We start from the raw sequence: 14,590 nt of genomic DNA on the forward strand, positions 1-14,590 counted from the left end.
ACCATGGGCTGCGGCAGGTCCTCCCGATCGTGCTACGTGCGGGAACCCTGCGCCGGTGGATCGCGCCGCAGGTCGTCGGCGTGCGCGGTGTGGAAATGCCGCTTGAACGCGACCTCGCCGGTGGCTGGTTCCTCCAGTTCGCGGGCATGGCGGTGGCCGGCGTAGACCGCATGCGCGATCAGCCCCGGCGCTTCGGCGTCGCCAATGCAGCGCAGCGAGCGGATGCCGGCATCGGCCCACTCCGCTTCGCGCTGCCGCAGTGCCTGGTGCAGCGCGTCGTCGGGCAGGCGGGCCGTGACGGTAACCACCGCCTCGCAGGCCAGTTCGCGGCGCCGGTGGTTCCAGACGTCTTCGACGCTGAGCGTGGTGCCGTCGTAGCCGGCGATGTCGTGCGACACCAGCGACTCGATCCCCAGTTCGGCCATGCGCTTGCGGATATGCCGGTAGTCGAGCGTGTGCTGGCTCCACGGCGCGATGCTGTCGTCGGGGGTCAGGTAGGTCACGTCGCAGCCGTGGGCACGCAGCAGTTCGGCCGCCACGCTGGCGTAGTAGAAGCCGTCGTCGTCGAACACCACCACGTGTCCCTCCGGCAGGTGGCCGTCCATCAGGTCGTCCAGCGTATGGATTCGCGCGCTGTCGACGAAGCCGGGGATGGCGAATCCGTTGCTGCGGCCGTAGCCGTCGCGGCGCCAGTGGCAGCCGGTGGCCAGCACCACGTGTTCGGCGCCGAAGTCGAGCACATCCTGCGCGGTCAGGACCGAATCGAGATAGACGGCTATATTCGCGAGCTTGTTGATCTGCCCGACGCGCCAGTCGCGCACGCGCGCCCATTCGGCCAGGCCGGGCAGGCGCGCTTCGCGGGTGACGCGGCCGCCGAGCTCCTTGCGTGCTTCGGCCAGGCTCACGTCATAGCCACGCTGGCCGAGCGCGCGCGCGGCCTCCAGTCCGGCCGGACCGGCGCCCACCACCAGCACGCGCGCCGGCGTGCGCGCCGGGGCGATGCGTTCCGGGTGCCAGCCCTTGCGCCATTCCTCGCCCATGGTCGGGTTCTGCGTGCAGCGGATCGGCGAGATGGTCATGTCGCCGGAGACGCAGATGTTGCAACCGATGCACTCGCGGATGTCGTCGACGCGGCCTTGCTCGATTTTCTCCGGCAAGAAGGGATCCGCGATCGAGGGGCGCGCGCAGCCGATCATGTCCAGCACGCCGCGCTTGAGCTGCGACACCATGGTGTCCGGCGAGGTGAAGCGGCCCACGCCTACCACCGGCTTGCTGGTGGTCTTCTTCACGAAGTCGATGAACGGTTCCTGCGCGCCCTCGGCGGCGAAGCGCGAGGGCACCGAGTCGTTGTACCAGGCGGCGAGGTTCACGTCCCACAGGTCGGGCAGCTCGGCCAGCAAGCCCACAATGTCCTTGGCCTCGGCCAGCTCCACGCCACCGGGGCCGAGCAGTTCCTCGGTGGCGAAGCGCAACGCCACCGCGCAGGTATCGCCGACCGCGTCCTTCGTGTCCTGCAGCACTTCGCACAGCAGGCGTACGCGGTTTTCCAGCGAGCCGCCGTATTCGTCGCTGCGCTGGTTGCGCCGGCGCTGCAGGAAGTGCATCGCCAGCGACAGGTCGTGCGCGGCGTAGACGTAGATGATGTCCATCCCCGCGCGCCTGCCGCGGATCGCCGCCTCGCGGTGCCAGCGCCGGTACTCGCGGATATCGTGCAGCGTCATCGCGCGCGCCTGGTGCGGGTAGCCGTACTTGGTCGGCTGGTGCGAGGGCGCGATCAGCACCTCGCGCGAATACAGGTTCGACGCGGTGGGGCCGTTGTGCGACAGCTCCAGCGCGGCCAGTGCGCCGTGCGCATGCACCTTGTCGCACATCAACGCCAGCGCCGGGATGTCGCGGTCGTCCCACAGCCGCGCCTCGACGTACGGCGTGAGGTCGCCGCTGGGGTGGATCTCGCATTCCTCGGTGGAGACCACCGCCCAGCCGCCCTCGGCCTTGGTCTCGCGCATCGCCGCGTGCGCCAGCGGCATCGCGTGGCCCATGCCGTTGCAGTGCGGCACCTGGAAGAAGCGGTTCTTCGCGGTGACCGGACCGATCCGCACAGGTTCGAACAGGATGTCGTAACGCGGATCTCTCATTCCGGAATGACCTCGATAGACGGCGCGGCGCGGCGGCGCAGGCGCATCAGCGCATACAGCGGCAGGCCCGCCGCGATCAGTCCCAGCGCATACACGAACGGCTCGTGGCCGATGCCGACGAAAGCGAATATCACGAACGCCACGCAGGTGACGCCGGCAAGCAGCGCCCGCCAGGTGGCGCACGTTGCGCTGCGCCGCCGCCACAGCACGATCAGCGCGAGCGCGCAGCACAGGTAGAGCGGCAGGTTCGCGGCGGTCACCACGCGGGTGAGGAAGGTGAACGCCGACACCAGCGACTTGCTGTAGCTCATGGCGATCATCACCGAGGCGAGCGTGCCGGTGACCAGCAACGCCACCGCCGGTGCGCCGTGACGGTTGTTGCGCGCGAGCACGGCGGGAAGCACGCCGCTGCCGGCCATCGTGCGTGTCAGTTCGCCACCCAGCAGGGTCCAGCCGTTGAGCGCGCCCAGCCCGCTGATCACCACGAACAACGCCAGCCAGCGCCCGGAACCGGCGGCGGCGAAGCGGTCCATCAGCAGCGCGAACGGGGCGCTTGCCTCGGCCAGCTCCTGCTGCCGGATCAGCAGCAGCGGCACGGTCGAGACGATGATGTAGATGATCGCGGTGAGCACGGTGCCGGTCATGGTCGAGCGCGGAATCGTGCGCGCCGGGTCGTCCACCCTTGCTGCCGGCACGCTGGCCGACTCGATGCCGAGCATCGCGAACAGGGCGATGGTCGAGGCCGCCATCACGCCGCCCAGGGTGACCGGCGTGGTCGGCGGGTGCGCGGTGTAGCTCGCCGGCGCGGTCAGCAGCAGCCAGCCACCGAGCAGGGCGATCGCCAGCATCGGCAGCAGCTTCAGCGCGGTGGTGACGATCTGCACGCCGCCGCCGGTGCGCACGCCGAACAGGTTGATCGCCACCACCGCCCACAGCAGGCCGAGCGCGAACAGCGCCGGCTGGAGCGTGCCCAGCGGCGGAAACACCACTGCCATGTAGCCGACCACGCCGGTGGCGAGCGCGGCATTGGTGAGCCACAGCGACACCCAGTACGCCCACAGCGCCAGGTACGCCGGCAACTCGCCCAGCGTGCGGCGGATGTAGCCGTATGGGCCTTCGGCATCGGGCAGGGCGCGGGCCAGGTGCGAGAACACGTGGGCCAGCACCAGGCAGCCGGCCAGTACGATGATCCAGCCGATCAGTGCGTTGAAGCCGAACGGTGCCAGCGATGCCGGCAGCACGAAGATGCCCATGCCGATGACGTTGCCTACCACCAGCGCGGTGCAGGTCCAGAAGCCGATCGTGTTGCCATTGCGCATGTCGGCTTCCGCCAGGTTTCGGTTCAGGGCTGTGGCCGGAGGGAGTGGTGCGGGCTCATGCGGATTCGCCGGCGGGGCTGGCATAGGCCGCGCGCAGCAGGTTCTGGAAATGCCAGACGCCGCTCTCGCGCTTCGGGTTTAGGCGGCCGGGAATGTAATGGCCGGAGGCCAGGCCCTGCTGCACCGCCTCGCAGATCGCGATGTCCTCGTTCTGCACCTCGTCGCTGAAGGCCTGGTCGGCGGCGATGCGCGCCTGCGCGCTCTCGTCCTGCGCGTAGTAGTAGTCGAACACGATGCGGCAACGGTTCGGTCCCAGCGGCAGGATGCGGTTGGTCTGCAGCCGGCCGGGCATGATGTTGAGCATCACGTTGGGGTAGATGAAGTAGTAGAACGCCTGGCCGTCGCCGTAGATGTCGGCGCTGTTGCGCAGCGGCGAGGACTGAAGCGAATGCCACGGGAACAGCTCGGTGTCGTAGGCGCGGTAGTCGAGCACGCGCGACAGGCCGGGATGCACGTGTGGCAGGTGGTAGCCCTCGAGGTAGTTGTCGACGTAGACCTTCCAGTTGCAGTCGATGTCGTAGTTGTCGCGGCGCAGGTAGCGCATCGCCGACAGGTCGATCGGCGCGATGCGCTCGGCAATGCCGCCGTAGACCTCCTCGAATGCCGGCACCTCCGGGTCGAGCGCCACGAATACCAGGCCTTGCCATTCGTGCACGCGCAGCGGCGGCAGGTGGATGTCCTCGACCTTGAAGTCACAGGCGTCCTGCATCTCCGGCGCGCTGCGCAACTGGCCTTCCAGCGTATAGGTCCAGCCGTGGTACTTGCAGTGCAGCGCGCGCGCGCCCTTGCCGTCGCACAGCGCCAGCGGTCCGGCGCGGTGGCGGCAGACGTTGGGGAAGGCGCGCAGCACGCCGTCGGCGCCACGTACCAGCAGGATGGGTACCCCGGCGATCTGCCCGACGGCATGGTCGCCCGGCCCGGCCAGTTGTCCCTGCTGCGCCACCAGCTGCCAGCTGCGCGCGAACACCGCGCGCTGTTCCATCGCCAGCGTCGCGTCGCCGGCGTAGTAGCGGGCGGGCAGCGCGTGCGCGCGGTTGAGTTCCTCGACCATGGTGTCGTCTGGCATGAGCAGGTGTGGTCCCCGGATGGATGGACGCGGCGGGCAGTCGTCTTGCGGAGCTTCCGTGTCCCGCCTGCCGCCGCGTGCCCGCAGCAGTGTTCGCCGATCCAGCCTAGCGCCTCCGCCGAAGCCGGGGCAACCGGTGCCGGTGATGCCGGCGCCCGGCGTGTTTGCGGACCTACTATCTACCGGCCGGGTTCGGTTGTAGATTGCAGCGATACCCGTGAGGAGCTGCTGCCGTCCATGCAACGCGCTGTGTTCCGGCTGTGCTGCCGCGCGAGACCCGACCCGCATGGGCAGGGCGCATTGTCACGGCGGGGACGGCCATGACGAACGCGTCGGCCACCGGCACGCTGGAGCAGGCGCTGGCCCACGCGGCACGCCTGCTGGAGCGGGAGCCGGCGCTGGCCGTCGAACAGCTCGACGAAATCCTGCAGGTGGCCGCGGGTCATCCGGTCGCGCTGCAGTTGCTGGCCGCCGCGCGCTCGCTGCAGGGAGACCTGCAGGGCGCGCTCGACATCCTGATGCCGCTGGCGCAGGCCCAGCCAAACTGGGCCATGATCCATCTCGACCTGGGGCTGGCCCTGGGCCGCTGCGGACGCGGGCAGGAGGCGATCCAGGCATTGCGTCGCGCGGTGGCGCTGAAGCCCGAGCTGCCGCAGGCCTGGCGTGCGCTCGGCGACCATCTGATGGCTGCCGGCGAACAGGAGGCGGCGGATGCGGCGTATGCCAGCCACGTGCGTCATTCCACGCGCGATCCACGCCTGCTGTCGGCTGCCGTCGCCCTGGTCGAGAACCGCATCCCCGAGGCCGAGGCCTTGTTGCGCGACCACCTGAAGCAGGCGCCGACCGACGTGGCGGCGATCCGCATGTTCGCCGAGGTCGCTGCCCGGCTGGGTCGCAATGAGGACGCCCTGCACTTGCTCGAGCGCTGCCTGGAGCTGGCTCCCAGCTTCCACGAAGCGCGCCAGAACTACGCGCTGCTCCTGCATCGCAGCAACCAGCCCGAGCAGGCACTGGTGCAGATCGAACAACTGCTGGCGGTCGATCCGGCACACCTGGGCAACCGCAATCTCAAGGCGGTGGTGTTGTGCCGGATCGGCGACTACGAGCCGGCGATCCGCATCTATGCCGATCTGCTGGAACATTACCCGCGCCATGCGAAAGTGTGGGTGAGCTACGGCCACGCGCTGAAAACCGCGGGGCACACCGAGCGCGCCATCGCCGCCTATCGCCGCAGCCTGGAGCTGGAGCCATCGTTCGGCGAAGTCTGGTGGAGCCTGGCCAACCTGAAGACTTTCCGCTTCAGCGCCGCCGAGCTGGCCGCGATGTGCGGGCAACTGGCACGCACGGATCTCGCCGAGGACGATCGCCTGCACCTGGAGTTCGCCGTCGGCAAGGCACTGGAAGATGCCGGCGACTACGAACCGTCGTTCCGGCATTACACGCGGGGCAATGCGATCCGCCGCGCGCAGGTGCATTACAGCGCCGACGACACCAGCGCGCGGGTGCGGCACATCCGCGAGCACTACACGCGCGAGTTCTTCGCGGCGCGTGCGGGTGCCGGCAGCCCGTCGCCTGACCCGATCTTCATCGTCGGGCTGCCGCGCGCCGGCTCCACCCTGATCGAGCAGATCCTGTCCAGCCACAGCCAGGTCGAGGGCACGATGGAACTGCCCGAGATCACCTCGATCACGCGCCTGCTGCGCCTGCAGGGCGACGCCGATGAGGCCATGCCTTATCACGGCGCACTGGCGGCACTCGATGCCGGTGCCCTGCGCGCGCTCGGCGAGCGCTACCTCGCGCACACGCGGATCCAGCGCAAGACCGCGGCGCCGCTGTTCATCGACAAGATGCCGAACAACTTCATGCACATCGGCCTGATCCAGCTGATGCTGCCGAACGCGAAGATCATCGACGCGCGCCGGCACCCGCTGGCTTGCGGCTTCTCGGCCTTCAAGCAGCACTTCGCGCGCGGGCAGGGCTTCAGCTACGACCTCACGGACATCGGGCGCTACTACCGCGACTACGTGGCGCTGATGGCGCATTTCGACGCTGTGCTGCCCGGGCGCATCCATCGCGTGGTGTACGAGCGCATGGTTGACGACACCGAGGGCGAGGTGCGCCGCCTGCTCGAGTATTGCGGCCTGCCGTTCGAGGCATCGTGCCTGCAGTTTTTCCGGAATCCGCGGCCGGTGCGCACGGCCAGTTCGGAACAGGTGCGCCAGCCGATCTATCGCGAGGGCGTGGATCACTGGCGGCACTACGAAACATGGCTGGAACCTTTGGCATCGGCGTTGGGGGCGGTGCTGGAGAGCTATCCGGCAGTACCGGTATGGGAGTGACGGTTGAATTCGATGGATTTTCGTGGACTTGCGAGGGGAGGGCTTATGCACACGAGTAGATTCAGAAAGATCACGGGGACACAGCGGGTCAGGCTGGTCAGGTTGCCGCTCGCGGCGGCGATCTGCGTGGCGATGGCCGCACCGGCCTTCGCGCAGGATGCGGGCCAGGCCGCCACGCCGGCGCCAAAGGCGAAGACCACGACGCTCAGCGTGGTCAACGTGACCGCGCAGAAGCGCACCGAGAACCTGCAGAAGGTGCCGATCAGCATCAACGTGCTGGAGACCGACCAGCTCGAAGCGCTGCACGTGCAGAACTTCAACGACTACGTGAAGTACCTGCCCAGCGTCACCTTCCAGCAGGGCGGCGGCGGCATCGCCACCGGCCCCGGCTTCGCCAGCATCTACATGCGCGGCGTCGCCAGCGGCGGCAACACCAACCACTCCGGCTCGCAGCCGAGCGTGGGCGTGTATCTGGACGACCAGCCAGTCACCACCATCCAGGGCCCGCTCGACATCCACATGTACGACATCGCCCGCATCGAGGTGCTGGCCGGACCACAGGGCACGCTGTACGGCGCCAGCGCCGAGGCAGGCGCGCTGCGCATCATCACCAACAAGCCCGATCCGAGCGGCTTTGCGGCGAACTACACACTCGGCGTCAACAAGGTGGCGCATGGTGGTGTCGGCTTCACCGCCGAAGGCATGCTCAACCTGCCGATCAGCAAGAACGCGGCGGTGCGCCTGGTCGGCTGGCGCGAGCACGACGCAGGCTACATCGACAACAAGGCCGGCTCGCGCACCTTCCCGGTGTCCGGCATCACCGTCAGCAATGCCGACAACTGCACGCCGGGCCCGATGCTGGAGTGCTTCGGGCACGCCCGCAAGCACTACAACGACGTCAACACCAACGGCGCCCGCGCCGCGCTGAAGGTCAACCTTGACGACAACTGGTCGATCAGCCCGACCCTGATGGGGCAGCAGACCATCTCGCACGGCACCTTCGCCAGCGACCCCTCCGTCGGCGACCTGGCGGTCACTCATTTCTATCCCGAGCGCGTCAACGACCGCTGGTGGCAGGGGGCGCTGACCGTGCAGGGCAAGATCGGCAACTTCGACCTGACCTACGCCTACGCGCATCTCAAGCGCAACCAGGAAGAGGCGACCGACTACAACGACTACTCGTTCTGGTACGACACCCTGCTGTCCTACGGCGCCTATCTCAACGACAACAGCGGCAACCTGATCAACCCGTCCGAGTTCATCAGCGACCGCGATCGCTACACCAACAGCAGCCACGAACTGCGCATCGTCTCGCCGAGCGAGGACCGGCTGCGGGTGGTCGGCGGCGTGTTCTGGCAGAAGCAGAAGCACGACATCATGCAGGACTACCAGATCAACAACCTGGCCACCTCGCTGTCGGTCGCCGGCTGGCCCAACACGATCTGGCTGACCCGGCAGATGCGCTACGACTACGACAAGGCGCTGTTCGGCGAACTGTCCTACGACCTCATTCCCGAGGTACTCACCGCTACGGTCGGCGAACGCTATTTCCGCACCAGCAACGACCTGTACGGCTTCTACGGCTTCAGCAAGGGCTTCTCGCCGAATTCGAGCTACGGCGAGGCCGGCTGCATCTCGCCGCAGCCGTTCATTGATGCGCCGTGCCTTGACTTCAACAAGCACGTGAAGGAAAGCGGCTCGCTCAGCAAGGTCAACGTGACCTGGAACATCTCGCCTACCAAGATGATCTATGCCACCCGCTCCGAGGGCTTCCGCCCGGGCGGCGTCAACCGTGCCGGCCAGCTGCCGCCCTACCAGGCGGACTTCCTGACCAACCTGGAGCTGGGCTGGAAGACCTCCTGGTTCGACAACCGTTTGTCGTTCAACGGCGCAGTGTTCCGCGAGAAATGGAACGACTTCCAGTTCAACATCCTCGGCGCCAACGGCCTCACCCAGATCAAGAACGCCAACTCGGCCCGCATCGACGGACTGGAGTCGCAACTGGTCTGGCAGGCCACCTACAACCTGAATCTCAGTACGGGCATCGCGCTGTACGACGCCAAGCTGACCGCGAACTACTGCGGCTTCACCGACGCCAACGGCAACACGGTCACCTATTGCCCTGCCGGCACGGTCAACCCGTCCACCGGCGCAGTGGTGAGCGGACCGCTGGCCCCGAAGGGTACGCAGCTGCCGATCACGCCCCGCTTCAAGGCCAACCTGGTGGCACGCTACACCTTCAGCCTGGGCGAGAACGATGCGTTCGTCCAGGCCGCGTTCGTGCACGTGGGCCGGCGGACGACCGACCTGCGCCTGCTCGAGCGGAGCCTGCTCGGTGACCTGCCGGCGTACAACTCGGTCGATTTTTCCGCGGGCATCCAGAAGGGCAGCTGGTCGCTCAACGCCTATGTCGACAACGTGTTCGACAAGCGGGCGGCGTTGTACAAGTTCACCGAGTGCGGCGTGACGATCTGCGGTGCCCACAATGTGGTGCCGCAGTATCCGAACGGGCAGGTGTACACGGGCTTCAGCCAGCCGCGCACGTTCGGCATCCGCTTCAAGCAGGAATTCTAGGCGATCGACTGTTGGTCATGCAGGACGGAAAGCCCTGGCGCGAGCCGGGGCTTTTCATGGGTGGACGGCACCCTGCAGGATGAGCAGGCGGATTTTCGTGGAGGGATCGCTTCCTTCCATTCGATGCCAATCGAATCATCGGCAGTGGCCGCGCTCGGGCACCCAGGCGCCTGCAAACGGATGGCACGGGCCAAAAAAACGGCCGCACGAGGCGGCCGTTTTTTTGGAGCCATGGCCGGAAGGATCAATGACCCTTCGTGGCGTCCTTGGCGGCGGCAGCAGCGTCCTTGGCGGCGGCGGCAGCTTTGCCGGCGGCGTCAGCGGCGTTGCTGGCAGCGCTCTTCATGCTGTCAGCAGCGCTCGGGGCGGCGGTGCCGGCAGCAGCCGGAGCCGCAGCGGTGGACGCCGGAGCAGCAGCCGGAGCCGCGGCGGTAGAAGCCGGAGCAGCAGCCGGAGCCGGAGCCTCAGCAGCCTTCTGCGCGGTATCGGCAGCTTGCTGAGCGGTGTCGGCTGACTTCTGGGCTTCTTGCGCGGAATCCTGCGCGCCGTTGCTGCATGCCGCCAACAGCGCGACGAGCGCGGCGGCGAGTAGGGTACGCGTAAATTTCATGGTGGATCTCCTTTGCCGTGGAATGCCGTTTGGCCGTGTATTAATAGCGCTTTCGCGTTAATTGCGCCACATTTTTGTCGTGGTGCTTCAGTGCGTATTAAAAACCGATTTATCCGGCCGTCATGTGGATATCACCTGCTGGTCATGGATCGGCGTCAGTCGACGCGCTCCACGGCGATTGCCGTTGCCTCGCCGCCACCGATGCACAGGGACGCGACGCCGCGCTTGAGGCCGCGCGTCTTCAGCGCGTTCAACAAGGTCACCACCAGGCGGGCGCCGCTGGCGCCGATCGGGTGGCCCAGCGCGCAGGCGCCGCCGTTGACGTTGAGCTTGTCGTGCGGGATGCCGAGTTCCTTCATCGGGGTCATTGCGACCACCGCGAACGCCTCGTTGATCTCGAACAGGTCGACCTCGCCCACCTTCCAGCCGGCCTTGTCCAGGACCTTCTGGATCGCGCCGACCGGCGCAGTGGTGAACCACTCCGGTTCCTGCGAATGGGTGGCGTGCGCCACGATGCGCGCCAGCGGTTTCAGGCCGCGCTTGTTCGCATCGTCGGCCGACAGCAGCACCACGGCGGCGGCACCGTCGGAGATGCTGGACGAGCTGGCCGCGGTGATCGTGCCGTTCTCCTTGCGGAAGGCCGGCTTCAGCGAGGGGATCTTGGCCACGTCGGAACGGCCGGGTTGCTCATCGGTGTCGACCACCACGTCGCCCTTGCGGCCGCTGACTGTCACCGGCACGATCTCGCCGGCGAACGCGCCGTTCTGCTGCGCGGCCTTGGCCCGGTTGACCGACTCGATCGCGAACGCGTCCTGCGCTTCGCGGGTGAAGTGGTACTTGTCGGCGCACAGCTCGCCGAACACACCCATCGCCTTGCCGTCGTACGGGTTGGTCAGGCCGTCCCAGGCCATGTGGTCGACCAGCTGGCCGTCGCCGTAGCGGATGCCGGTGCGCGCCTGCACCATGTGCGGCGCGTTGGTCATCGACTCCATGCCGCCGGCTACCACCACGCTCGCCGAGCCGGCCTTGATCAGGTCATGGCCCAGCATGATCGCCTTCATGCCCGAGCCGCACACCTTGTTGATCGTGGTACAGCCGGTGCCGGCCGGCAGGTCGGCGCCCAGCGACGCCTGGCGCGCCGGCGCCTGGCCGAGGTTGGCCGGCAGCACGCAACCCATGATCACCTCGCCGACGTCGGCCGGGGCGACCCCGGACTGCTCCAGCGCGGCGCGGATCGCAGTGGCGCCGAGCTTCGGGGTGGGGACGCCGGTGAACTGGCCGAGGAAGGAGCCGATGGCGGTGCGCTTGGCACCGACGATGACGACGCTGACATCCGACATGGGTAACTCCGCTTGCAAGACTTGAGGGGCGCGAACGCCTGACAGACAACCGCACAATTATCGCAGCCTGCCGCAAAGCTCGGCAAACAGCCGCAAGTCCTTGCGGCGCCTGGATTTGCACCCTGTTTCATTGGATTTTCGTTGTGCCAAGATACGCGTCGGGGCAAGCGGCGGCGTATCCATCGCGCCGTCGCTGCATGGGATCGGATGGTGTGGTCAGGGGTAGGAATGAAAATGCTCGACTCGGGTTGGCGATGTCGCGAAATGGCTTGGTTGGTGGCCATGGCACTGGGGCTGAGTGCCTGCGGCGGGGGCGGCGGCAGCAAGCCCACGCCGCCGCCAGCGGTGCCGTCTTCCCCGCCGCCGGCGCCACCACCCTCACCGCCGCCCAGTACCCAACCACCGCTGGATGCCCAGCTCTCGATCACCCGGGCCAACGCCGCGCAAAGCCTGGGCTACACCGGCGTCGGCGTGACCATCGGCGTGGTCGACAGCGGCATCATGCGCAGCAATCCCACCGTGACCGGGCGGGTCACGCAGGAACTGATCTACGTCGACCCCACGGTCAACAACACGTCCATCGACGACGTGGTCGGCCACGGCACCTGGGTGTCGGAGATCGCCGCCGGCCGGGCGTTCGACAAGTTTCCCGGTGGCATCGCGCCCGGTGCCAGCCTGGTCTCGGCACGCATCATCAGCGACGTCACACCGAAGGATGACGGTTCCGGCCAGGGCAACGCGGTGACCGCCGCCGACGCGGCCTTCTTCGCACAGACGCTCAACCCGGCCCTGATCAGTGCCGGCGTGCAGGTGATGAACAACTCCTGGGGCGGCATCTACTGGGACACCACCAACGCCTCGATCAACCAGGCCTTCGGCCAGGCCTACCAGCCGTTCGTGGTGCAGCATGGCGGCTTGGTGGTGTTCGCGGCGGGCAACGAATCACGCACCAGTCCCAGCGACATCGCCAGCCTGCCCACGGTGGCGCCGGGCTTGGGGCTGGACCAGGGTTGGCTGGTCGCGGTGGCGCTGGACAGCAACCATCCCACCCAGCTGGCGAGCTATTCCAACGCCTGCGGGCGGACCATGAACTATTGCCTGGCCGCGCCGGGTGACGTGATCGTGCTGGACAAGGACACCACGGCCAGCACCACCAACCCCACCTACTGGGTCGTCAGCGGTACCTCATTCGCGGCGCCGGAGGTGTCGGGCGCGGCAGCGCTGGTGTGGCAGGCTTTTCCGTATTTCAGCAACGACCTGGTGCGGCAGACCCTGCTCGGCACCGCGCGCGATCTCGGCGCGCCCGGTCCCGACCCCACGTTCGGCTACGGAGCCCTGGACGTGTTCGCGGCAGTCCAGGGGCCGGCAAAGTTCGACTGGGGCGATGTCACTGTGAATTTCAGCGGTACCTCGACCTGGAGCAATCCGATCTCCGGTGCCGGCGGGTTGATCAAGCAGGGGTCGGGCCGGCTGAACCTCTGGGGCGGCGAAAGCAGCTATACCGGCCTCACCCAGGTGCAGGGCGGCACGCTCGCCGTGGCGGGGTTGCACAGCCCGGTGGAGATTGGCGCGGCGGGCACGCTGATGTCCGCTTCCACACAGCTGAATCCCACCGGCTTCTCGGTCTACAACGACGTGACCAATGCCGGCGTTCTGGTGGTGAGCCAGGGCGACGTCCATCTGAGTGGCAACTACGTGCAGCAGGGCAACGGGCGAATGGCGGTATCGCTGGGCTCGCAGCTGTACGTGAACGGCACGGCCACCTTGTCCGGCGGCGATCTTTACGTGTACGGCGCCAATGCCAATTACACGCTCAACTCGCATACGACGGTGTTGTCCGCTTATGGTGGTTTGACGGGCACTTTTTCGGCGCTGAGCGCGGCGCCCAGCGTGGCGCTGACCGCTACGCTGGGTTACGACGCCAGCAGCGCCTGGCTCGACGTGCAGCAGGTGAACCTGAGCCAGATCCAGGGCCTGCCGTACACCGCCGCCAGCTTCGGCGCCGCGCTGCGCACGCAGAGCGCGTTCCAGCAGATCAACAGCCAGTTGCAGGGTGTCGCCGGCGGAACACCCACCGGCGCAGGCTTTGTCGCCGGCGCCGCAAGTCTGCAGCACGCGGTGTCCACCGATGTCATGCAGCGTTCGCTGGAAAGCCTTTCCGGCCAGTTGCACGCGGCCAGCGCGGCGATGACCTTCGAGGCGATCGACGCCGGTACGCGGGCACTGTCCGACCGTTTCGACAGCCTGCTCGATGCCCCGCAGGTTGGTGCCTGGACGCAGGGTCTTGGCTATCACGGCGGCATGTCGCGCAGCGGCTACGGGAACGTCGGCTACGACCTCAGCGGTGCGCTGGTCGGGCAGGACCTGCGCGTCGGCAGCAACGGCATCGCCGGCTATGCGCTGAGCCAGAGCCAGGGCCTGGGGCGGTTGGCCGAAAGCGCAGACCAGGGCCGCAGTCGCGCGCTGGAAGGCATGCTTTACGGCGGCATGGTGCATGGTTCGTGGTACGCCATGGGCCGCTTCGGCGTCGGCAGCTATCAGGAAACCATGCGTCGCCAGTTGCAACTGGGCAACCAGTTCGCCGGGGTCGCCAGCGACGTCCATGGCCGCTACGGCGTGGCCTATGGCGAAAGCGGTTACCGCTTCGACCTGGGCCGCACGCAGCTCACCCCGTACATGAACCTGCAGTACGCGCAAACCCGGCGCGATGGTTTCGACGAGCTGGGCGCCTACGGTTTTGGCCTGAAGTCGGCGGCGCAGAGCACGGCGCGCTGGCAGGCCGGCACGGGCCTGCGTGCCAGCCACGAATGGGCGCTGGCCGGTGGCGGCAGCCTCAGCCTGCAGGGGCGCATGCTGTGGCAGCAATCGTTCGGCCTGCGCGGCGAGGCCTTCGATGCCAGCTTCAGCGGGATCAACCAGTTCGCCCCGGTAGGTGGTATCGGCCTGTCACGTTACGGCGGCATGATCGGCACCACGCTGGACTGGAAGATGACGCCGCGCGCCAGCCTGCAGTTCGGCTACGACCGTTACCTGGGGCAGGGCCGGCAGGCGCAGATGGCCAGCGCCAGTTTCAGCTGGGCGTTCTGAGCATATCGGTGCACACAAACGAAAGGCCCGCATGGTGCGGGCCTTTTGTTTTCCGATGTG

8 protein-coding genes are annotated in these 14,590 nt (G+C 67.5%); 3 read left to right on the forward strand and 5 right to left on the reverse strand.

Annotated features, from left to right (window positions below; genetic code table 11):
* Nucleotides 1-32 precede the first annotated feature (32 nt).
* The 3 genes from QQA13_RS05595 to QQA13_RS05605 are packed head-to-tail and all read right to left on the reverse strand — an operon-like array spanning nucleotide 33 to nucleotide 4,580.
* The gene (locus QQA13_RS05595; RefSeq protein ID WP_108471576.1) at nucleotides 33-2,135 is read right to left on the reverse strand and encodes an FAD-dependent oxidoreductase; all 2,103 of its coding nucleotides are present in this window, start codon (nucleotides 2,133-2,135) and stop codon (nucleotides 33-35) included.
* Entirely contained in the window at nucleotides 2,132-3,454 is a 1,323-nt protein-coding gene (locus QQA13_RS05600) for an APC family permease (protein WP_108471575.1), read from the reverse strand. The genes QQA13_RS05595 and QQA13_RS05600 overlap by 4 nt, the downstream gene beginning before the upstream one ends.
* Before the next feature lie 55 nt (nucleotides 3,455-3,509).
* Nucleotides 3,510-4,580 carry an aromatic ring-hydroxylating oxygenase subunit alpha gene (locus QQA13_RS05605; RefSeq protein ID WP_108471574.1) on the reverse strand — a complete coding sequence of 357 codons (1,071 nt, stop codon included), beginning with the start codon at nucleotides 4,578-4,580 and terminating at the stop codon, nucleotides 3,510-3,512.
* A 320-nt stretch (nucleotides 4,581-4,900) separates the two neighbouring features.
* On the opposite strand from QQA13_RS05605, the gene QQA13_RS05610 reads away from it, so the two are divergent.
* Entirely contained in the window at nucleotides 4,901-6,919 is a 2,019-nt protein-coding gene (locus QQA13_RS05610) for a tetratricopeptide repeat-containing sulfotransferase family protein (protein WP_108471573.1), read from the forward strand.
* Nucleotides 6,920-6,964: 45 nt separating this feature from the next.
* Entirely contained in the window at nucleotides 6,965-9,493 is a 2,529-nt protein-coding gene (locus tag QQA13_RS05615; protein WP_199909825.1) for a TonB-dependent receptor, read from the forward strand.
* Between the two features lie 244 nt (nucleotides 9,494-9,737).
* Here QQA13_RS05615 and QQA13_RS05620 read toward each other — a convergent pair whose 3' ends face one another.
* The gene (locus QQA13_RS05620) at nucleotides 9,738-10,103 is read right to left on the reverse strand and encodes a hypothetical protein (protein WP_108471572.1); all 366 of its coding nucleotides are present in this window, start codon (nucleotides 10,101-10,103) and stop codon (nucleotides 9,738-9,740) included.
* Nucleotides 10,104-10,258: 155 nt separating this feature from the next.
* A complete protein-coding gene (locus QQA13_RS05625; protein ID WP_108471571.1) occupies nucleotides 10,259-11,443 on the reverse strand; it encodes an acetyl-CoA C-acyltransferase in 1,185 nt (394 codons plus the stop codon).
* Nucleotides 11,444-11,671: 228 nt separating this feature from the next.
* Between QQA13_RS05625 and QQA13_RS05630 the strand changes: the two genes are divergently transcribed.
* A complete protein-coding gene (locus QQA13_RS05630) occupies nucleotides 11,672-14,530 on the forward strand; it encodes a S8 family serine peptidase (protein WP_428992328.1) in 2,859 nt (952 codons plus the stop codon).
* Nucleotides 14,531-14,590: the final 60 nt, after the last annotated feature.

It is taken from the genome of Rhodanobacter thiooxydans (assembly GCF_030291135.1).
Lineage (GTDB): Bacteria > Pseudomonadota > Gammaproteobacteria > Xanthomonadales > Rhodanobacteraceae > Rhodanobacter > Rhodanobacter thiooxydans_A.